The following is a 19233-nucleotide window of genomic DNA, read 5'->3' as shown; positions in this document are numbered from 1 at the left end:
TGCGCGCCGATCTCGCCGCCTCCGTCCGCGCCCAGACCTTCCATGAGCACGAGCAGCAGACCCTCCTGCGCGCCACCGACGACTATGCCGAGGGCGTAAAGGCGGTGTCCGAACGCCGGGTCGGCGTCTTCACCGGCCGCTAAAGGCATGGTCCACCCGCTGGACCGGCCGGTTTGGAGCACGCTGAGCACTCGCCAGAGGGACCTGGCTCTGGGCGACGGCGGGGCGCTGCGTTTCCAGCCGCGCTACAACGTGTTCGGGGCGGCGGCGGACGGGTCACGTGAGAACCTCGCGGCCCTGGCCGAGCTCATTCCGGCCGACGGGACCCTGTGGGTGGTGGAGGCCGAGCCCTTCATCCCGCCGCCGGGTGTGGTGGCGGTGAAGGCGGCAGTCTGCGCCCAGATGGTGGCGGAATCCCCCAAGCCGGGTGAGCCCGCCTTCGCCTATGAGGACCTGACCGAGGCCGATGCGGCGCAGATGCTGGCCCTAGCCACCCTCACCGAGCCAGGGCCGTTCTTGGAGGCCACCCACCGGCTGGGCGCCTTCGTCGGGATCAAGCAGGACGGGCGCCTGGTGGCCATGGCCGGCGAGCGGATGCGCCCCGAGGGCTTCACCGAGGTCAGCGGCGTTTGCACCCATCCTGACCATCGCGGGCGCGGTTACGCCGGGCGGCTGATGCAGGTGGTGGCCGGGCGAATCACAGCGCGCGGCGAGACCCCGTTCCTGCACTCCTACGCCAGCAATCTGGGCGCGATCCGCCTCTATGAGTCGCTGGGGTTCGCCATCCGCCGCGAGGTGACGGCGACTGTCCTGGCGAAAGCCTAGGCGGCCTTGCCCAACTGCGACGCCGCGCGGGCCAGCTCGGTGATCCGGCCCCAGTCGCCCTCGCGCACGGCGTCCATCGGCGCGACCCAAGAGCCGCCGACGCAGATGACGTTGGGCTGGGCCAGGTAGTCGTTGGCGTTCTCCAGGCTGACGCCGCCGGTGGGGCAGAAGGTGGCCTGGGGGAAGGGGCTGGCGAACGCCTTGAGCGCGCCCACGCCGCCGACGATGTTGGCGGGGAACAACTTGAAGTGGGTGTAGCCGGCGCGCAGGCCCCACATGAGTTCGGTGGCGGTGGCGATCCCTGGCAGCAGGGGCACGGGGCCGTCAAAGCCCTCGCCCTCGATCAGGCCGGGGCTGACGCCGAACTTGGCCCCGGCGTCGGCCACCGACTGGCGGGCCGAGGCGGTTGTGATGGTGCCGGCGCCCACCACCGCGCCTTCGACCTCGCCGGCGATGCGGCGGATGGACTCCAGGGCGGCCGGAGTGCGCAAGGTGACCTCCAGGGCGTAGAGCCCCCCCGCCACCAGGGCCTTGGCCAGGGGAATGGCATGGGCCTCTTCCTCGATGATCAGCACCGGGACGACTGGGGCGAGCTTGAGGATGTCCTGCAGGGTCAAAGCCGGTTTCCTTCCAACTGTTTCAGCGCCCGGGCCGAGCCCACCAGGGCCGCATAGGGATGGACGATCAGCGAGGTGGGAATCTCGCGGGTATAGTCGGAAAGCCGGCCCTTGTCTTCGAACCGGCGGCGGAACTCACCGCTGTTCAGCCGGTCAACCATGCGCGGCGCGATGCCGCCCGACACATAGATCCCGGCGCGTGCGCCGAAGGTCAGGGCCAGGTCGCCGGCCACTGAGCCGAGGATGCCGCAGAAGCGGTCGAGGGTCTCAGAGCAGAGCGGGTCACCGGCCTGGCCGGCGGCGAACACCGCCTTTTCGTCCCCCAGGCCAGTCTCGACGCCACGGATATCGCCCAGCGCCTTGTAGAGCTGGAACATGCCGCGGCCGGACAGGACCCGCTCGATGGAGACCCGCCCATGAATCTTGCGCAGGCGCTCCAGCACCTGGGCTTCCAATTCGTCATAGGGGGCGAAGGCGGCGTGGCCGCCTTCGGTGGCGATGGGCACGTCGCCCCGTCCCGAGCGGGCGAGCCCCGCCACCCCGAACCCGGTCCCGGCCCCCAGGACCACGCTAGGCTCCCCCTCGGCGCCCTTCATCACAGGCCCCAGAGGCTTGAGATCGTCGGCGCTCAGCGCCGGGGCGGCCATGGCCTGAGCGGCGAAGTCGTTGATCAGCCGGGCCGCCTCGAAGGCGAAGGTCCCCACCAGCTCGCCCTCGGAAATCCGCCAGGCGAGGTTTGTGAACTCGATCTCGCCGTCCACCACCGGCCCGGCCACCGCAAGGACCGCGCGCGACGGGCAGCGGCGGCCGACCGTGGTTTCCAGATACTGGCCGATCACCTCGCCCAGGGAACCGAAGTCGGCGGCGGGGTAGGTCTTGGGATGGCGTATGTGACCGGCGTCGTCCACCAGGGCGAGACGCGCGTTCGTGCCGCCGACGTCGCCGACGAGGCCTGTGTAATTGGTCTTCACGCGATGTCCCCGAACAGGGTGCAGGCGCCAGCCTCGGCAGGTCCAGCGGCGCGGCGCATGGCGCCAAAGAGCTCTCGACCATAGCCGAAGCCGGCGGCGGGCTTGGGGGCCCGAGGCCGAGCGATGAGCTCGGCAGGATCGACCAGGACTTCAAGCACGCCCGCATGGGCGTCGAGGCGAACCCTGTCCCCGGTGCGCACATAGGCCAGGGGGCCGCCGAGCCCTGCCTCCGGGGAGACGTGGATGGCGGCGGGCACCTTGCCCGAGGCGCCGGACATGCGTCCGTCGGTGACCAGGGCCACCTTGAACCCCTTGTCCAGCAGGACACCGAGCACCGGGGTCAGGCTGTGCAGCTCGGGCATGCCGTTGGCCTGAGGCCCCTGGAAGCGGACCACGGCGACGAAGTCGCGGTTCAGTTCGCCGTTCTTGTGGGCCTCCAGCAGGTCGTCCTGATCGTCGAAGACGATAGCCGGGGCCTCGATGATCAGGTGCTCGTCCTTCACCGCCGAGGTCTTGATGACCGCGCGGCCAAGCCCGCCGGCCAGCAGGCGCATGCCGCCCTCGGGCTGGAACGGGTCATTGGCCGGCCGCAGGATGTCGAGGTTGAGGGACGTCGTGGGACCTTCGCGCCAGACCAGCTTGCCGTCCTGCAGGAAGGGCTCCTGATGATAGCGGCGCAGGCCCTCGCCGGCGACGGTGACCACGTCCTCGTGAGCCAACCCCGCGTCCAGTAGCTCGCGGACCACATAGGCCATGCCGCCGGCGGCGTGGAAGGCGTTCACGTCCTCGCTGCCATTGGGATAGACCCGCGCCATCAGCGGGGTGACCCGCGACAGCTCGTCGAAATCGGTCCAGTCGACGATGATCCCGGCGGCCCTCGCCATGGCGACGATGTGCAGGGTGTGGTTGGTGGAGCCGCCGGTGGCCAGGAGGCCGACGATGGCGTTGACGATGGACTTCTCGTCCACCACCGCCGACATCGGCGCATAGGCTTTGGTCCCGTCGGCGATCTCGATGGCGCGCAGGGGGGCCTGGGCGGTGAGCGCATCGCGCAGGGGCGTGTTGGGGGTGACGAAGGCTGCGCCCGGCAGGTGCAGGCCCATCATCTCCATCATCATCTGGTTGGAGTTGGCGGTGCCGTAGAAGGTGCAGGTGCCGGGCCCGTGATAGGATCTCATCTCCATGTCCAGCAGCTCGTCGCGGGTGGCCTTGCCCTCGGCGTAGAGGCCACGGACCCGGGCCTTGTCGGCGTTTGAGGCCCCTGTGGTCATGGGTCCGCCGGGGACAAAGATCACCGGCAGGTGGCCGAAAGCCAGGGCGCCGATGGTCAGGCCGGGCACGATCTTGTCGCAGACCCCCAGCATCAGGGCCGCGTCGAAGGCGTCGTGGGTGAGGGCCACGGCGGTGGACATGGCGATGACGTCGCGGCTGAACAGCGACAGTTCCATGCCCGGACGTCCCTGGGTGACCCCGTCGCACATGGCGGGCACCCCACCGGCGAACTGGGCCGTGGCGCCCACCGTCTCCGCCGAGGCCTTGATGATCTCGGGGAAGCGCTCCAGCGGCTGGTGGGCCGAGAGCATGTCGTTATAGGCCGAGACGATGGCGAGGTTCGGCGCACTGGGGTTGCGCATCCGCTGCTTGTCGCCCTCTGGGGAGGCGGCGAAGGCATGGGCCCAGTTGGCGCAGGACAGCTTGGCGCGGCCGGGGCCGGCGTGGCGCGCAGCCTCCATTCGCGCCAGGTAGTCGGCGCGGGCCTCGCGGCTGCGCTCGATGATGCGCGCGGTGACGGCGGCGGTGACCGGATGCATGGGGGAGTGCTCCTGAGAACTCACGGCGCCCAGAGGACGCGCACGGGCGCTTTAGACTGTTTGAGGAAGGCGTGCACGGGCAGTCCCGAGCCGTGCTCGACGATCTCGCGCTTCACGGCGCCTCGGATCAGCAGCAGGGCCGAGCGGGCCGCCAGCAAGGCCGGCAAGGTGAGGCTGATCCGGGCCACCGGCGGCGATCCGACGCCGGCCGGAACGCCGATGACGAAGCGCCCACCGGCCGGGTCCAGACCGGCTTCCATCACCGGACTGCCGGGAATCAGCGAGGCGACGTGGCCATCCTCGCCCATCCCCAGGAACAGCATGTCGAAGGGGGCCAGGGCGCGAAGCTGGGGTTCGGCGATGTCGGCCGCCGCCTCGGGGCTGGGGGTATTGGCGTAGAGGGGCAGGAAGGTCGCGGCGGCGGCTTTCCCCTGCAGCAGGCGCTCGCGGACCAGGCGCTCATTGGAGTCTGGCGACGTCATCGGCAGGAACCGGTCATCGGAAAGGCTGACCGTGACCCGGCCCCAATCGAGGTCGACCTCCCGCAGGGCGTCATAGACCGGCGCCGGGGACCGGCCGCCGGTGCCGATCAGGGTGGCGTGGCCGCGGAGGGCCAGGCCCGCCCTCAGGACGTCGGCCGTCGCGGCGGCCGCGGCGGCGGCCAGGGCGGCCTCGTCTGCGAAGGATTCAATCATCTCCCGCCCATAACGCGGCGCGGCCCGGACGGATCAGTAAATCTGCGTTCCGTCCCGGAACTTTCGCGCGATCTCGGGAGCTATGCCTTCGCGGTCGCGGTCGCGCCGCCGAGCGATGAGACTCGCCACAGTCCAGGGATTGCCGCCATGAGGATCGCCCAGGTTCCGCCTCTGTATGAAGCTGTGCCGCCGCGGTTCTACGGCGGCACCGAGCGGGTAGTGTCCCACCTCACCGATGCGCTCGTGGAACTGGGCCACGACGTGACTCTGTTCGCCAGCGCCGATGCAAGGACCAAGGCCAGGCTCGTCACGGTGCGCGATCAGGCGATCCGCCTGGATCCGGCCCAACTCAAGAGCGACCTGGCCGCCCATATGTCGATGCTGTCGGAGGTGCGCCGGCGGGCCGATGAGTTCGACGTCATCCACTTCCACACCGACATGATCCACTTCCCGTTTTTCGAGGACATGGCCGGCAAGACCGTCACCACCCTGCACGGGCGGCTGGACCTGAAAGACCTGCAGGGGGTCTATGATCGCTGGCCGCAGTATCCTCTGGTCTCCATCAGTGATGACCAACGCCGTCCCCTGGCCTCGGCCAGCTGGGCGGGCACCGTCCACCACGGCATGACCACCGACACCTACGAGTTCCACGAACAGTCGGAGGGCTACCTCGCCTTCCTGGGACGGATTTCGCCGGAGAAACGACCCGACCGCGCCATCGCCATCGCCAAGCGGCTGGGCAAGACGCTGAAGATCGCCGCCAAGGTGGACGCCGCCGACCAGCGCTACTTCCAGGACAAGATCGAACCCTTGATTCTCGGCGATCCGCTGATCCAGTTCATCGGCGAGATCGGCGATGACCAGAAGTCCGCCTTCCTGGGCGGAGCCGACGCCCTGCTCTTCCCCATCGACTGGCCCGAGCCCTTCGGCCTGGTGATGATCGAGGCCATGGCCTGCGGCACGCCGGTGGTGGCCTATGCCTGCGGCTCTGTGCCCGAGGTGATCGAGAACGGGGTCACCGGCTTCATCGTCCACGACGACGAGGAAGCCGTCGAGGCGACGCGGCGGGTCGTCACCCTGGACCGCCGAAAGGTGCGCCAGCAGTTCGAGCTGAAGTACTCGGCCACCGCCATGGCGCGGCGGTATCTTGACCTCTACGCCGGGCTGGGCGCACCCGTCAGCCTCGCCTTCGCTGCAAACGCCTGAGGCAGAGCATATGGACGATCTGGCGCCGGCGCCTGAGGCCCCGGTCGAGCAGGGCGAGTCGGTCGAGCCGCGCACGCCTCACCGCCTGCATGCCCTGAAGGACAAGGACACCTTCGTGGTGGCCGACTCCTATGGCGACATCCTGGGGGCCGGGGACGGCCTGTTCCACAACGATACGCGCATCCTGTCGCGGTTCCGCGTCCTGCTTGGCGACAAGCCTCCGTCGCTGCTGTCGGCTGCCATCGCGCAGGACAATGTGTTCTTCACCTTCAATGGCGCCAACCAGGCCCTCCCCTATCCGGGCGGGCCTATGGGACCGCCGGGCGTGCTGCACCTGGAGCGCAAGCGCTTCCTGTGGGAGGAGCGGCTTTACGAACGGATCACCTGCACCAACTACAGCCGCGACGTGGTGCTTTTGCCGCTCTCCATCGAGTTCGGCGCCGACTTTCACGACATGTTCGAGGTGCGCGGCATGAAGCGCGCCCAGCGCGGCTACACGCTGCCGCCGGCCATCGACGGGCGCCGGGTGCGGTTCACCTATGTGGGCCTGGATCAGGTGGAGCGAACCAGCGTCATCGCCTTCTCCGATCCGCCAGGACGGCTGACCTCAAGCCGGGCCGACTTCATGTACTCCCTGGCGCCCGAGGGAAAGCTGGAGCTCTATCTTGAGATCGGGGCCGTCGAGGGCCTCCCCCCCAACCGCGAGCGGTTCCGCGACGGCGCGGCCCGCGCGCGCTGGGACATGCGGGCAAGACGTCGCCATGGCGCGCGGCTGCGCAGTTCGGGGCGCCTGTTCAACGAGTGGCTGGAGAAATCTCGGGCCGACCTTGCCCTGCTCACCACCCGCATGGAGACCGGGCCCTATCCCTATGCTGGCATCCCCTGGTTCTCCACCGCCTTTGGCCGTGACGCCATCATCACCGCCTGGCAGATTCTTTGGTTCGAGCCCTCCCTGGCCAAGGGGGTCTTGACCTACCTCGCCGCCCACCAGGCCGAGGAGGTTTCAGCGTTCCGCGACTCCGCGCCCGGCAAGATCATGCACGAGACCCGCAAAGGCGAGATGCCGGCCCTGGGGGAGGTGCCCTTCGGCCGTTACTACGGCGGGGTCGACACCACGCCGCTGTTTGTCGCCCTGGCCGGCGCCTATGCCGAGCGGACCGGCGACATGGCGCTGATCGAAGACCTGTGGCCCGCGCTCAAGGCCGCGACGGCCTGGATGGAACACTTTGGCGACACCAATGGCGACGGGCTGATCGACTACGCTCGCGGCCAGGAAAGCGGCCTGGCCAACCAAGGCTGGAAGGACAGCCAGGACAGCGTGTTTCACGCCGACGGTCGGTTCCCCGACGGGCCGATCGCGCTGGTGGAGGTGCAGGGCTACGCCTTCGCCGCCTACAAGGCCATGGCCCACTTCGCCGGGCAGCGGGAGGATCTCGCCAGCCAGAAGCGATGGAGCGAGAAGGCCGAACACATCCGCGAGACAGTGGAGAACCGGTTCTGGATGGAGGACCAGCAGTTCTACGGCATCGCCATCGACGGCGACGGCGCGCTCTGCCGCACTCGGACCTCCAATCCGGGCCACCTGCTGTTCTGCGGCCTGCCGTCACCGGAGCGCGCGAAGAAGGTCACCGAGCAGCTGCTGTCGGCGCGGTTCAATTCGGGCTGGGGCCTGCGGACCCTGGCGACGGGCGAGTCCCGCTACAATCCGATGAGCTATCACAATGGGTCGGTCTGGCCGCACGACACTGCGGTCTGCGCCATGGGCCTGTCGCGCTATGGCGAGCGGGATGGCGTGGTGAACCTGACCTCGGGCCTGTTCGAGACCGCCGCCAGCTTCGAGATGCGGTTGCCTGAGCTATTCTGCGGCTTCGGTCGCAATGCCGGCGAGCCGCCTGTGAACTATCCGGTGGCCTGCCTGCCGCAGGCCTGGGCGGCGGGGTCGGTGTTCATGATGCTGCAGGCCTGCCTGGGGATATGGGTGAACGGCGCGGGTGGGGGCGTCGAGATCACCGATCCGCGCCTGCCCATCGGCATCGATGTCCTGGCGGTGGACGGTCTGCGGGTGGGGGATGAGAAGGTGGACCTGCTGTTCGAGCGGGTCGGCGGCAAGATCGTCGTCCAGGCCCGCGGCCACAGCTCGGCGCCGGTCAAAATCTCCTGAAACGAAATTCGTTCAACCTTGAACGAATTTTCACCGCTTCATCGGCGTATGGGCCAGCCGCAGGATATTGGCCGCGCCGGGGGAGCCCATAGGCAGGCCGGCCAGGATCAGGACCCGATGGCCGGGGGGCGCCAGGCCCATCTCTGTGACAACGGCGACCGCCACCCGGGCCAGGTCCTCGGGATCGGAGATATCGTCGACGACCCGGGATTCCACGCCCCAGGCCAGGGCCAGCCGGCGCGCGGTGGTCAGGCGCGTGGTCAGGGCCAGGGTCGGCTGAAGCGGCCGTTCCCGTGACAGGCGCAGGGCCGTCTGGCCGGTGGTGGTGAAGGCCACCAGGCAGGCGGTGGAGGCGGCCTCGGCGGCGCGACGGGCGGCGGCCACCAGGGCGTCGGCGTCTGCGTCCTCCACCGGATATTCGGCGCGCATCAACTCGGGCCAGCGCGGGTCGCGCTCCACCCGGGTGATGATGCGGTCCATGATGGTCACCGCCTCCACCGGATACTGGCCGGCCGCGGTCTCAGCCGACAGCATGACAGCATCGGCGCCCTCATAGACCGCGCCGGCCACATCGGAGGCCTCGGCGCGGGTGGGGGTGGGGGCCGAGATCATGCTCTCCAGCATCTGGGTGGCGACGATCACCGGGATGCCCCGGGTCCGCGCTGCGCGGATCAGGGATTTCTGCACCACCGGCACGTCCTCGGGGTTCAGCTCGACGCCCAGGTCCCCGCGCGCCACCATGACCGCCTCGCAGAGGTCCAGGATCTCGTCGAGGGCCTCCAGGGCGGCGGGCTTCTCGATCTTGGCCAGGACGCCGGCCCGGCCCTGCACAATCTGCCGCAACTCGGCCATGTCTGAGGCGCGCTGCACGAAGGAGAGGGCCACCCAGTCGACGCCCTGAGAGAGCGCGAAGTTGAGGTCCTCCAGGTCCTTGGGGGTCAGGGCCGGGATCGGGATGGCCAGGCCCGGCAGGTTCAGGCCCTTGTGGTCGGAGAGCGCCTCGCCCGCCACAACGACGGTGTCGGCGAAATCAGGGCCGCACTTGCCCACCTTCAGCCGCACCTTGCCGTCGTCCAGCAGGATGTCGGCGCCGGGCTTCAGAGCCGCGAAGATCTCGGCATGGGGGACACAGACGCGGGAGGCGTCGCCTTCGGTGGTCTTGCGGTCCAGGCGGAAATCCTGTCCCACCTTCAGCCGCACCCGGCCGTCAGCGAACTCACCCAGCCTGAGCTTCGGCCCCTGCAGATCGGCCAGCACGGCCAGGGGACGGCCCACCAGGGCCTCCACGGCGCGGACATTGGCGATGGTGCGGGCGTGGTCCTTGTGGCCGCCGTGGCTGAAATTCACACGGAACACGTCGGCGCCGGCCTCGGCCAGGGCGCGGATCTGCGCCACCTCTCGGCTAGCGGGACCCAGGGTCGCCACAATGCGGGCGCGTCTAGCGCGGATCATCTGGTCTCCCTGCCAAATCGCGTTGCGTCGAACGGTTCGATGCTTATCAAAAGACCACCCTGCGGTCAGGGCGCATCTGCCGCACGTGCGTCATGAACCAAACACACAGGTCGAGGATTCGGAGCACATGACCCAGACTCTCGACCTCTTTCCCATCGGCAACTGTGCGGCCAGCGCCCTTATCGACCGTTCCGGGCGATTCGTCTGGGCCTGCACGCCACGTGTGGACGGCGATCCGACCTTCTGCGCCCTGCTGTCGGGGGAGAAGTCAGAGGAGCAGGGCTTCTGGTCGATCGAAGTCGACGACATGGCCAGCGTCCGCCAGCACTATGTCCGCAACACCCCGATCCTGATCACCGAGATCACCGACAAGTCCGGCGCGGTGGTGGAGATCATCGACTTCGCCCCGCGCTACCGGCAGTTCGGGCGGGTCTACCGGCCCATGGCCTTCGTGCGGAAGATCCGTCCGATCAGCGGCACGCCCCGCATCCGTGTGCGCATGCGGGCGATGGTGAACTGGGGCGAGGCGCCGGCCACGATCACCACGGGCTCCAACCACCTGCGCTATGTGGGCGGCGAAATGACCCTGCGGCTGACCACCGAGGCGTCGGTGTCGCACATCCGCGAAGAGCGGCTGTTCCGGCTGGAGGAGCCGTTCTCCATGTTCCTCGGCCCCGACGAGGGGTTCGACGCCGACGTGGCCGCCACCACCGAGCGGATGTTGACCGAGACCACCCACTATTGGCGCGCCTGGGTGAGGACCCTGTCGGTGCCCCTGGAGTGGCAGGAGGCGGTGATCCGGGCCGCCATCACCCTGAAGCTCTGCGCCCATGAGGAGACCGGGGCCATCGTCGCGGCCCTGACCACCTCGATCCCCGAGCACGAGGGCAGCGAGCGCAACTGGGACTATCGCTACTGCTGGCTGCGGGACGCCTATTATGTGGTCCAGGCCTTGAACAGGCTGGGCGCGGCGGACCTGCTGGAAAACTACCTGGTCTATCTGCGCAACGTCATCGACTCGGCGAAGGGGGGCCACGTGCAGCCGCTCTACGGGGTGGGTCTGGAACCCTCCCTGGTGGAGCGGTTCGCCGACCACCTACCCGGCTATCGCGGCATGGGGCCCGTGCGAGTGGGCAACCAGGCGCACGAGCATCTGCAGCACGATGTGTACGGCCAGATCGTGTTGTCCACCGTCCAGGCCTTCTTCGACCAGCGCCTGTTCCGGCCGGCGACCGTGGAAGACTTCCGCGCCCTGGAGCCGGTGGGCGACCGGGCCTTCGAACTGCACGACCAGCCCGACGCCTCGCTCTGGGAGTTCCGCGGCCGGGAGAACGTCCACACCTATTCGGCGGTGATGTGCTGGGCGGCCTGCGACCGGCTGGGCAATGCGGCCCGGCAGCTGGGCCTGATGGAGCGCGCCGACTTCTGGAACGGCCGCGCGGCCAAGGTGCGCGAGACCATCGAGGCGGGCGCCTACAACGAGACGCTGGGCCGCTTCGCCGCCACCTTCGGCGGCGATGAGCTGGACGCCTCGCTGTTGCAGCTGGTGGACCTGCGCTTCGTGTCGCCCGAGGACCCGCGCATGGCCGCCACCATCAAGGCGGTGGAGGACGGCCTGCGGCGCGGCCCCTACATGCTGCGCTACGCCGTTCCAGACGACTTCGGCGAGCCCAAGACCGCCTTCAACATCTGCACCTTCTGGCTGATCGAGGTGCTGCACATGTCGGGCCGCACCGAGGAGGCGCGCCAGCTGTTCGAGGAGATGCTCGGCCGGCGCACGGCGGCGGGCCTGCTGTCGGAGGACATCACCCTGGATGGGGCCGAACTTTGGGGCAACTATCCGCAGACCTACTCCCTGGTGGGGCTGATCAACTGCGCCAACATGCTCAGCCGCCCCTGGACCAGTGTCCGGTGAATCCTTTTTGGGGTGGGGGCGTTTCGTCCTCACAGGAGCGCCCCATGAACCACCGCCATTTCTCCGCCCGCGCCGTAACGGAGGGCCAGCAGCGCGCCTATGACGTGATGGGCCCCGACTTCGAGACCGCCGCCTTGGAGTTCGTCGACCGCTGGCACCCCCAGCCCGACGAGGACGGTGACGTCGAGGTGGTGGTCACCGACACCGAGACCGGCGAGCGCCATTGCTTCCGCATCGACCTAGGGTCTGGCGAAGCCGAGGCCTGCGGCTAGAGACCTAGTCGTACCAAGCGCGCTCGGACCGCTCGATGAGGGCGAAGGCGCCGGCCGGACCCCAGCTGCCGGCGGCGTAGGGCTTGGGCGCCATGCCGCTGTCGGCCCAGGCGGCCTCGATGCCGTCGATCCAGGTCCAGGCCTGCTCCACCTCGTCGCGGCGCACAAACAGCGTGCCGTTGCCGTGCATGACGTCCAGCAGCAGCCGCTCATAGGCGATACGCCGGCGCGCGTTGGGGCCCGAATAGGCGCGCAGCAGCGAAAGGGACAGCGGCAGGGACTGCAGCCGCATGCCCCCCTGGGTCAGGCCCGGCGCCTGGTTCATCAGGGTCAGCTCGATGTCCTCGTCGGGCTGAAGGTCGATCACCAGGCGGTTGGCCACCAGGTCGGCCTTGGCGTGGTCGCCGAAGATCGAGTGGGGCACGGGTTTGAATTGGATGGCGATCTGGGTGCGGCGCTCGGGCAGGCGCTTGCCGGTTCGCAGGAAGAAGGGCACGCCCGCCCAGCGCCAGTTGTCGATATCGGCCCGCAGGGCGACGAAGGTCTCGGTGTTGCTGGCTTGGCCGCGTTCGGCCTCGTAGCCGGCCGCGGAGGAGCCCCCCACCACGCCCGGCGTGTACTGGCCGCGCACGCTGATCGACTGCACATCGGCCCGGGTGAACGGCCGCAGGGATCTCAGCACCTTGACCTTCTCGTTGCGCAGGGACTCCGGCGCCATGTCGGAGGGCGGCTCCATGGCCACCAGGCAGAGGAGCTGGAGCATGTGGTTCTGCACCATGTCGCGCAGGGCGCCGTACTCGTCGTAATAGGGCCAGCGGTCGCCGACCCCTTCGGTCTCCGCCACGGTGATCTGCACGTGGTCGATGGTGAGGTTGTTCCACAGGGGCTCGAACAGGGTGTTGGCGAAGCGCAGGGCGATCAGGTTCTGCACCGTCTCCTTGCCCAGATAGTGGTCGATGCGGAACACGCTCTGTTCCGGGAAGACCGCACCCACCGCGTCGTTGATGACGATTGAGCTCTGCAGGTCCCGCCCAATGGGCTTTTCGAGCACGATCCGGGAGTTCGGCCCCCCGAGCCCCGCGGCTCCCAGGGCCGCACACACCGGGGCGAACAGGCTGGGGGAGAGGGCCAGGAAGAAGATCGGCGTCTTGGCGGACCCCAGCGCCTTTTTCAGCGCGGCCACGCCGGCCGGCTTGGTGGCGTCGCCGCCGACATAGTCCAGCCGGGCGGCGAACCGCTTCCAGACCTTGGCGTCCACGGCGCCGGCGCGGATCTTCACCGCGTCATGCACCTGATCGGCGAAGGCCTGGGTGGTCATATCGGCCCGAGCCGTAGCGATGACGCGGAAGTCGTCGGCGAGAAATCCGTCGGCGTCGAGGAAGTAGAGCGACGCGAAGAGCATCCTCTGGGCGAGGTCGCCCGTGCCGCCGAACAGCACGATCACATCGGCCGTGGGGAATTGCGCCATCGCGTCACCTTTCGCGAACCTTCAGATGCAAACCGCGCATAGCTGCGTTCGCCCCCGCAACGTCAAGCCCGCTCATTCGTTCTCTCTAGCCAACAGAGGATTGAACCGTAACCGTGAGCGTTTCTGCTCGCGTGACCGGGGTTATGTAATTCATGAGTGTGACCGAGCTGGATTTCCGACCTGACGCGCCGCCCGCACCCCTTGTCCTGCGGAACGCCGCGCTGTTCCTCGATCTTGACGGCACCCTGGCTCCGATCGCCGCGCGGCCTCAGGATGTGGCGCCCGATCCGCGCCGGACAGACATTCTGGAAAAATTGATGGGCAGGCTTGAGGGCCGCCTGGCGGTGGTCAGCGGCCGCACCCTCGCCGACATCGACCGCATCCTGGAAGGCTGCGTGCCGGCCGTGGCCGCGGTACACGGTCTGGTGTTCCGCGGCGCCGACGGCGCGGTCACCCAGGCCGCACCACACCCCGCCCTTCCCCAGGCCGTCGCCGCCTTGCGCCGGTTCGCCGCCGACCATCCGGGCATGCTGGTGGAGGACAAGCTGCTGTCGGCGACGCTGCACTATCGCGGCGACCCCGAGCATGGCGAGGCCGCCCGCGCCGAGGCCGAACGCGTCGCCGCCCTCACGGGCCTCGCCGTTCAACCCGGCGACATGGTGATGGAATTGCGCACGCCGGGACCCACCAAGGGCGATAGCGTCGAGACCTTCCTGACCCGCGCGCCCTTCAGCGGCGCGACGCCGATCTTCCTGGGGGACGATCTCACCGACGAGGACGGCTTCGCGGCCGTGCGACGGCTGGGCGGGTTCGGCGTGTTGGTTGGCCCGGCGCGTCTCACCGCCGCGCGCCTGCGCCTGGATGACGTGGACGCCGCCCTGGCTTGGCTGGAGGCGGCGCGATGAGCCGGCTGATCGTCGTTTCCAATCGGGTCAATCCGCCTACCGGCAAGGGCGATGAGACGGTCGGGGGCCTGGCCATGGCCCTGTCGGCGGCGCTGCGGGAGTATTCCGGCCTCTGGTTCGGCTGGAGCGGCAAGACCATCGACACGTTCACCGGCGAACTGAACGTGGAACGCTGCGACGGGGTGACGGTGGCCACCCTCGATCTCGAAGAAACCGACCTCAACGAGTATTACAACGGCTACGCCAACAAGACCCTGTGGCCCCTGTTCCACTATCGCCAGGACCTGACCGCCTATGACCGGTCCTATGGCGAGGGCTACGAGCGGGTGAACCAGCGCTTCGCCGAGACCCTGGCCCCGCTGATCGAGCCCGACGACCTGGTCTGGGTGCACGACTATCACCTGATCCCGCTGGCTCGGGAGCTGCGGAAGCTGGGGGTGAAGAACCGGATCGGCTTTTTCCTGCACATCCCCTGGCCCGCCCACCAGTTGATGGTCACCCTGCCCGGCCACCAGAAACTGGTTCAGTCCCTGTTCGACTACGACCTGGTGGGCTTCCAGACCGCTGACTATCGCCAGGCCTTCGAGGAGTATGTGCTCTCCGAGGCCAGGGGTGTGATGGTGGGATCGGACCTGCGCGCCTTCGGCCGCACGGTGAAGGTGGGCGCCTTCCCCATCGGGGTCGACGCCGCCGAGTTCGCCGAGATGGCCAAGAGCGAACGGGCCTGGCGCACCTACAATGTCATGATGGCCCACACCGCGTTCCGGAGCCTGATCATCGGCGTCGACAGGCTGGACTACTCCAAGGGGCTGGAGGAGCGGTTCGCCGGCTTCGAGCAGTTCCTGGCTGACAACCCCGACATCCGCCGCGAGGTGCTGTTCCTGCAGATCGCCCCGGTGAGCCGGGAAGGGGTCGAGGCTTATCAGGAGATCCGGGCACGCCTGGATTCTCTGTCAGGCCGCATCAACGGCGAGTATGCCGACATCGACTGGAACCCGGTCCGATATGTGAACAAGACCTACCGCCGCGACGAGCTGGCGGGGGTCTACCGCGCGGCCCGGGTGGCGCTGGTGACGCCGCTGCGGGACGGCATGAACCTGGTGGCCAAGGAGTTCGTGGCCGCGCAAAATCCCGAGGACCCCGGCGTGCTGATCCTGTCGCGGTTCGCCGGCGCCGCCGACCAGTTGAAGCAGGCGCTGATGGTCAATCCCAACAGCCCGGAAGAGATCGCCGAGGCCCTGAAGCGGGCCTTGGCCATGGCGCTGCCAGAACGGATCGCGCGCTGGGAACAGATGTTCGAGAACGTCACCCGCGAGGATGTCAGCGCCTGGCGCGACGCCTATGTCGGGGCCTTGTCCGGCGTGCGGGAAACCCACACGGCGTTGGCGAGCTAGGCGCTAGGCTTTTCCGAGACCCGCTCAACCGCCCGCCAACTGTGGACTGCGGCGGAGATGAACCCCACCAGGCCCGCGAACGCCTGCATGGTCTTCCAGGCGGCGTCCACCAGAGGGCTGCCGAACACCTGCTCGGTCACCACGTAGAGCAGCCTTCCGACCGTGATGCGGAAGGCGGCGTAGGCGCTGGAATACTCGATGGATACGTCCGCGACCCAGGCGCCCGCGATCACGCCAAGCACCGGCGCCCAGAGCAGGGGCAAGGCGAGGCCTAGCGCGAAGATGATCAGCACCGCCTTGGTGAGCGGAGTCTGCTTGCGCGACAGCACGTGGATCACGAACCCCACCAGGATCAGACCCAGCACCGGGAGAGTCCCGGTCAGCAGCATGTCCGCCGCGCGGATGTAGTCGATCCTGGCCAGCTTCCAGGCGATGAGGGCGCAGGCCAGGACCAGCGCGAACGCCGCCAGCCACACCAGGCCATACTGTCGAAGACGCAGGCGGATCAGGGTGAGGTTCAGCATCGGGCCTCAGTCTGGATGGTCGGCCGCGCTGGCGGGCGCGACGTGGGGCGGGAAGGCCTGGCCGATGGGACCATACTTCGCACGCGCCGCCTCCACCCTGGCGGTCATGTCGGCGAGCGCCTTCGGATGCAGGGACGCCACGCTGTAGGTCTCGCCGGGGTCGGACCCCATGTCGAACAGCAAGGGATAGCGGTCCAGCGGCACATCATGGGTCCGGTAGTAGGACCGCACGACATACTTCCAGCGCGCAGTGCGGACGGCCGCGACATGGGTGTTGTCGAACAGCACGATCTGCCCGTTTGGCGAGGCCGCGCCTTGGGTCATCACCGCGCTCAGGTCTGCGCCGTCCAGTTCGCGGTCGGCGGGGGACGCGATCCCCGCCATGGCCAGCAGGGTGGGCAGGATATCCAGGTTGCTGGAGAGCGCGTCGGTGACGACCCCGGCCGGCAGGGTTCCCGGCTGACGGGCGATGAAGGGCACGCGGAACCCTCCGTCCCAGGCCGAGCCACCCTTGCGGTCGCGGAACGGGCCGGAAGACCCCTCGAACCAGGGACCATTGTCGGAGGTGAAGATGACCAGGGTGTCTTCGTCGAGGCCGAGCTCTTTCAGCCTGGCCAGCAGGCGCCCGACATTGAGGTCTATCTCCTCCACCACCTCGCCATAGGCGCCGCCCGGGGAGCCGGTGAGGTCGTCGGGATTGGGCTTCAGCGGGATGTGCGGGGCGGTCAGGGTGACCAGGGCGAAGAAGGGCCGATCACGGTTCTCCTCCGCAAACGCGATCGTCTGTTCAAAGAAGGTCTGGGTCAGCTTGGCGAAGTCGGGCTTGGGCTCGATGACCTCGACCGTCGCCCCCTCCCCTGCATAGAGCGCCAGCGGCTTCATGTCGTGGCTGTAGGGCAGGCCGTAGAAGCGGTCGAAACCATGGACCGTCGGCGGCCAGTGGGGCGCTACATGGCCCAGGTGCCACTTGCCGATCAGGGCGGTGGCGTAGGCGTCGCCGAGCGCCGTGGCGATGGTGATCTCGCTCAGCGGCAGGCCGGTGGTGTCGGCGGGCTGGATCACCTCGTGGGCCAGCCCCGAGCGGATCGCGTAGCGGCCGGTGAGCAGGCCGGCCCGCGACGGGGTGCAGACATTGGCCGAGGCGTAGAAGTCGGTGAACCTGACCCCCTCGGCGGCCATCTGATCGAGGTGCGGTGTGCGGATGATGGTCCCGCCGTCGCAGCCGAGGTCGCCATAACCGAGGTCGTCGGCCAGGATGACGATGAAGTTGGGTTGGCGGCTGGTCATTTCGCCAGCTCCAGGGTCGGCAGGGCGGCGGCCTCCTGGGCGTCCAGGCGAGACTTGCGGAAGTTGGTGCGGACACCGCTCGGGGCGCCGAACTCCATAAGCTGGTCGGACGCGGGATCATAGGCGGGCCAGCCGGCGCAGTCTGGCTTGCCGGTCTTGGCGAACGCCACCCAGCATCCGTGCATCAGGGTGGCCATGGCCTGGTCGTCGGGCTTGATCATGCTGATCGGGGTCCGGCGGCCCCAGTACTCGAAGACGTACTGGATCTCCGCGGCGTGGAAGGCCCGGGTCACCATCGGGCGGAAACGCGAGCCGACATAGGAGAAGTGGTAGAGCCAGACGGGCTTTCCCTTGGCGGCCTTGGCGGCCGTCCAGCGCGCCGGCGCCCCGAAGGCCCGGTCGGTGAAGACCGCGCGGCCCAGGGCCTCGTCGCTCTGGGCGGACTCCTCGGCATAGATGGCGCGTGCAGCAGGCGGCAGGGCCTTGCCGACAGCCGCCGCGCTTAGGCCGAACTCGCTCATCAGCGAGTCCTCGCCGGAATTGGAGCCGATGATCAGGGGCACGTCATTGGCGCGGCCCGCGGCGAAGGCCTGGGCCGGGGTCTGGGTCATCAGCCGGCCATCGACGAAGGGCCCGAAATCGCCGTCGGCCTTGGCGATGAGATCGGCGGCGGGAACAGCGCGGAGCTGATCGGCGGTGGGGGCCGACAGACCCAGGGCGGCGGCGGCCTTCACCCCTTCGGCCTCCTTGTCGTCCAGGGTCGTGGGAGCGCCCCAGCCGCCGCCCGATTGCACGACCGCCTTCTTGTAGAGGCCCTTGGACTTCGGCGTGGCCAGCAGGACCAGCGTGCTGCCGCCGCCGGCGCTCTCGCCGAACACGGTGACATTGGCGGGGTCGCCGCCGAAGGTCCTGATGTTGCGCTTCACCCATTCCAGGGCGCCGATCTGGTCCATCAGGCCATAGTTTCCGACCGCCTGGCCGGAGCCGGCCGCCTGGGTCAGGGCCGGGTGGGCGAAGTAGCCGAGCGGGCCCAGGCGGTAGTTGATGGCCACCAGCACCACCCCGTCGCGGGCGAAGTTGGAGCCGTCATAGATCCAGCCGGCGCCATAGCGGTGGGAGCCGCCGTGCAGCCAGACCATCACCGGCGCCTTCCTGGCCCCCTTGGGCGCGAAGACGTTGAGCTGCAGGCAGTCCTCGCTCATCGGCCCGTTGGCGCTGCCGGAATTGGGGGCGCCGTCGGCGCGCATTGTCTGCATGCAGGAAACCCCGGCCTTGGTCCCGTCCCGCTCTCCGGTCCAGGGAACCACCTTGGCGGGCGGCGCCCAGCGAAGGGGCCCGACGGGCGGGGCGGCATAGGGGATGTTCCGGTAGATGGCCGCGGTCGCGGTTTCGGTTCCGACAACGACGCCGCCTTCCACGGTCACCTTGGCCGACTGCGCCAGGGCCGGGGCGGCGACGAGCGCCAGGATCGTGGAAAACACGGCGAGCTTCATGGGTTTCGTCCCCGGGCGGCCTGAAATGCGGTCGGCCATCTTGAAATGTCGGGCCGAACCATTCGCCGGGCGCAGGGCGCGGTCAAGACCACGACCTAGTGGAAATCGCGGCTGTGGATCAGGCCCCCCGCCTTGCGTCCGGAATCCGCCGCCGGCCCCTCGTCGCGCAGGCGGGCGGTGAGGTGGGAGAGGTCGGTGAAGCTCTTGGCCACCAGGTGGACCACATCGCTCTCGATC

16 protein-coding genes are annotated in these 19233 nt (G+C 68.7%); 7 read left to right on the top strand and 9 right to left on the bottom strand.

Going from position 1 to position 19233, the window contains the following annotated elements; genetic code table 11:
- Positions 1 to 147: 147 nt before the first annotated feature.
- Positions 148 to 825: a GNAT family N-acetyltransferase gene (locus RMO97_RS00080; RefSeq protein ID WP_310538531.1), complete on the top strand. Its 678-nt coding sequence runs from the start codon at positions 148 to 150 to the stop codon at positions 823 to 825.
- Here RMO97_RS00080 and eda read toward each other — a convergent pair.
- The 4 genes from eda to pgl are packed head-to-tail and all read right to left on the bottom strand — an operon-like array spanning position 822 to position 4919.
- Positions 822 to 1442, bottom strand: coding sequence for a bifunctional 4-hydroxy-2-oxoglutarate aldolase/2-dehydro-3-deoxy-phosphogluconate aldolase (gene eda / locus RMO97_RS00075; RefSeq protein WP_310538530.1), 621 nt, complete (start codon positions 1440 to 1442; stop codon positions 822 to 824). The two genes, RMO97_RS00080 and eda, sit on opposite strands and share 4 nt — an antisense overlap.
- Positions 1439 to 2413, bottom strand: a complete 975-nt coding sequence (gene glk / locus RMO97_RS00070) for a glucokinase (RefSeq protein WP_310538529.1) — start codon at positions 2411 to 2413, stop codon at positions 1439 to 1441. Before glk ends, eda begins: the two co-directional genes overlap by 4 nt.
- Positions 2410 to 4224: a phosphogluconate dehydratase gene (edd, locus tag RMO97_RS00065; RefSeq protein WP_310538528.1), complete on the bottom strand. Its 1815-nt coding sequence runs from the start codon at positions 4222 to 4224 to the stop codon at positions 2410 to 2412. Before edd ends, glk begins: the two co-directional genes overlap by 4 nt.
- A 20-nt stretch (positions 4225 to 4244) precedes the next feature.
- Positions 4245 to 4919: a 6-phosphogluconolactonase gene (gene pgl / locus RMO97_RS00060; RefSeq protein ID WP_310538527.1), complete on the bottom strand. Its 675-nt coding sequence runs from the start codon at positions 4917 to 4919 to the stop codon at positions 4245 to 4247.
- Between the two features lie 147 nt (positions 4920 to 5066).
- On the opposite strand from pgl, the gene RMO97_RS00055 reads away from it, so the two are divergent.
- Together RMO97_RS00055 and RMO97_RS00050 are read left to right on the top strand one after the other, a co-directional pair.
- Positions 5067 to 6125, top strand: coding sequence for a glycosyltransferase family 4 protein (locus tag RMO97_RS00055; RefSeq protein ID WP_310538526.1), 1059 nt, complete (start codon positions 5067 to 5069; stop codon positions 6123 to 6125).
- A gap of 10 nt (positions 6126 to 6135) precedes the next feature.
- Positions 6136 to 8286 carry an amylo-alpha-1,6-glucosidase gene (locus RMO97_RS00050; RefSeq protein ID WP_310538525.1) on the top strand — a complete coding sequence of 717 codons (2151 nt, stop codon included), beginning with the start codon at positions 6136 to 6138 and terminating at the stop codon, positions 8284 to 8286.
- A gap of 30 nt (positions 8287 to 8316) precedes the next feature.
- Here RMO97_RS00050 and pyk read toward each other — a convergent pair whose 3' ends face one another.
- Positions 8317 to 9738 (bottom strand): pyruvate kinase, encoded by a 1422-nt coding sequence (gene pyk, locus RMO97_RS00045; RefSeq protein WP_310538524.1) that lies wholly within the window; start codon positions 9736 to 9738, stop codon positions 8317 to 8319.
- Positions 9739 to 9865: 127 nt separating this feature from the next.
- On the opposite strand from pyk, the gene RMO97_RS00040 reads away from it, so the two are divergent.
- A complete protein-coding gene (locus RMO97_RS00040; RefSeq protein ID WP_310538523.1) occupies positions 9866 to 11653 on the top strand; it encodes a glycoside hydrolase family 15 protein in 1788 nt (595 codons plus the stop codon).
- Between the two features lie 44 nt (positions 11654 to 11697).
- Positions 11698 to 11925: a DUF5961 family protein gene (locus tag RMO97_RS00035; protein ID WP_310538522.1), complete on the top strand. Its 228-nt coding sequence runs from the start codon at positions 11698 to 11700 to the stop codon at positions 11923 to 11925.
- A gap of 4 nt (positions 11926 to 11929) precedes the next feature.
- On the opposite strand, the gene zwf is transcribed toward RMO97_RS00035, so the two are convergent.
- On the bottom strand, positions 11930 to 13393 hold the full coding sequence (gene zwf, locus RMO97_RS00030; RefSeq protein WP_310538521.1) for a glucose-6-phosphate dehydrogenase: 1464 nt from the start codon (positions 13391 to 13393) through the stop codon (positions 11930 to 11932).
- Between the two features lie 152 nt (positions 13394 to 13545).
- Here zwf and otsB point away from each other — a divergent pair, with 152 nt between their 5' ends.
- Together otsB and otsA are read left to right on the top strand one after the other, a co-directional pair.
- Positions 13546 to 14298, top strand: a complete 753-nt coding sequence (otsB, locus tag RMO97_RS00025; protein ID WP_310538520.1) for a trehalose-phosphatase — start codon at positions 13546 to 13548, stop codon at positions 14296 to 14298.
- Positions 14295 to 15692, top strand: coding sequence for an alpha,alpha-trehalose-phosphate synthase (UDP-forming) (gene otsA / locus RMO97_RS00020; protein ID WP_310538519.1), 1398 nt, complete (start codon positions 14295 to 14297; stop codon positions 15690 to 15692). The genes otsB and otsA overlap by 4 nt, the downstream gene beginning before the upstream one ends.
- Here the strand turns inward: otsA and RMO97_RS00015 are convergent.
- Genes RMO97_RS00015 through RMO97_RS00005 form a run of 3 tightly spaced genes read right to left on the bottom strand, consistent with a single transcriptional unit; the run spans position 15689 to position 18996 of the window.
- Positions 15689 to 16216: a hypothetical protein gene (locus RMO97_RS00015; RefSeq protein WP_310538518.1), complete on the bottom strand. Its 528-nt coding sequence runs from the start codon at positions 16214 to 16216 to the stop codon at positions 15689 to 15691. The two genes, otsA and RMO97_RS00015, sit on opposite strands and share 4 nt — an antisense overlap.
- 6 nt (positions 16217 to 16222) lie before the next feature.
- Entirely contained in the window at positions 16223 to 17503 is a 1281-nt protein-coding gene (locus RMO97_RS00010) for a sulfatase (RefSeq protein WP_310538517.1), read from the bottom strand.
- Entirely contained in the window at positions 17500 to 18996 is a 1497-nt protein-coding gene (locus tag RMO97_RS00005; RefSeq protein WP_310538516.1) for a carboxylesterase family protein, read from the bottom strand. Before RMO97_RS00005 ends, RMO97_RS00010 begins: the two co-directional genes overlap by 4 nt.
- Positions 18997 to 19233 lie beyond the last annotated feature (237 nt).

The organism is Phenylobacterium sp., assembly GCF_031425575.1.
Classification (GTDB): Bacteria; Pseudomonadota; Alphaproteobacteria; order Caulobacterales; family Caulobacteraceae; genus Phenylobacterium.
This window is presented reverse-complemented; position numbering and strand designations above follow the sequence as displayed.

Bases quoted from the DNA above. Each gene is read 5' to 3' on its own strand.
- RMO97_RS00005 (WP_310538516.1), bottom strand. From the start codon at position 18,996: ATGAAGCTCGCCGTGTTTTCCACGATCCTGGCGCTCGTCGCCGCCCCG.
- RMO97_RS00010 (WP_310538517.1), bottom strand. From the start codon at position 17,503: ATGACCAGCCGCCAACCCAACTTCATCGTCATCCTGGCCGACGACCTC.
- otsB (WP_310538520.1), top strand. From the start codon at position 13,546: ATGAGTGTGACCGAGCTGGATTTCCGACCTGACGCGCCGCCCGCACCC.
- zwf (WP_310538521.1), bottom strand. From the start codon at position 13,393: ATGGCGCAATTCCCCACGGCCGATGTGATCGTGCTGTTCGGCGGCACG.
- RMO97_RS00040 (WP_310538523.1), top strand. From the start codon at position 9,866: ATGACCCAGACTCTCGACCTCTTTCCCATCGGCAACTGTGCGGCCAGC.
- RMO97_RS00015 (WP_310538518.1), bottom strand. From the start codon at position 16,216: ATGCTGAACCTCACCCTGATCCGCCTGCGTCTTCGACAGTATGGCCTG.
- edd (WP_310538528.1), bottom strand. From the start codon at position 4,224: ATGCATCCGGTCACCGCCGCCGTCACCGCGCGCATCATCGAGCGCAGC.
- otsA (WP_310538519.1), top strand. From the start codon at position 14,295: ATGAGCCGGCTGATCGTCGTTTCCAATCGGGTCAATCCGCCTACCGGC.
- pyk (WP_310538524.1), bottom strand. From the start codon at position 9,738: ATGATCCGCGCTAGACGCGCCCGCATTGTGGCGACCCTGGGTCCCGCT.
- RMO97_RS00035 (WP_310538522.1), top strand. From the start codon at position 11,698: ATGAACCACCGCCATTTCTCCGCCCGCGCCGTAACGGAGGGCCAGCAG.
- RMO97_RS00055 (WP_310538526.1), top strand. From the start codon at position 5,067: ATGAGGATCGCCCAGGTTCCGCCTCTGTATGAAGCTGTGCCGCCGCGG.
- RMO97_RS00050 (WP_310538525.1), top strand. From the start codon at position 6,136: ATGGACGATCTGGCGCCGGCGCCTGAGGCCCCGGTCGAGCAGGGCGAG.
- RMO97_RS00080 (WP_310538531.1), top strand. From the start codon at position 148: ATGGTCCACCCGCTGGACCGGCCGGTTTGGAGCACGCTGAGCACTCGC.
- pgl (WP_310538527.1), bottom strand. From the start codon at position 4,919: ATGATTGAATCCTTCGCAGACGAGGCCGCCCTGGCCGCCGCCGCGGCC.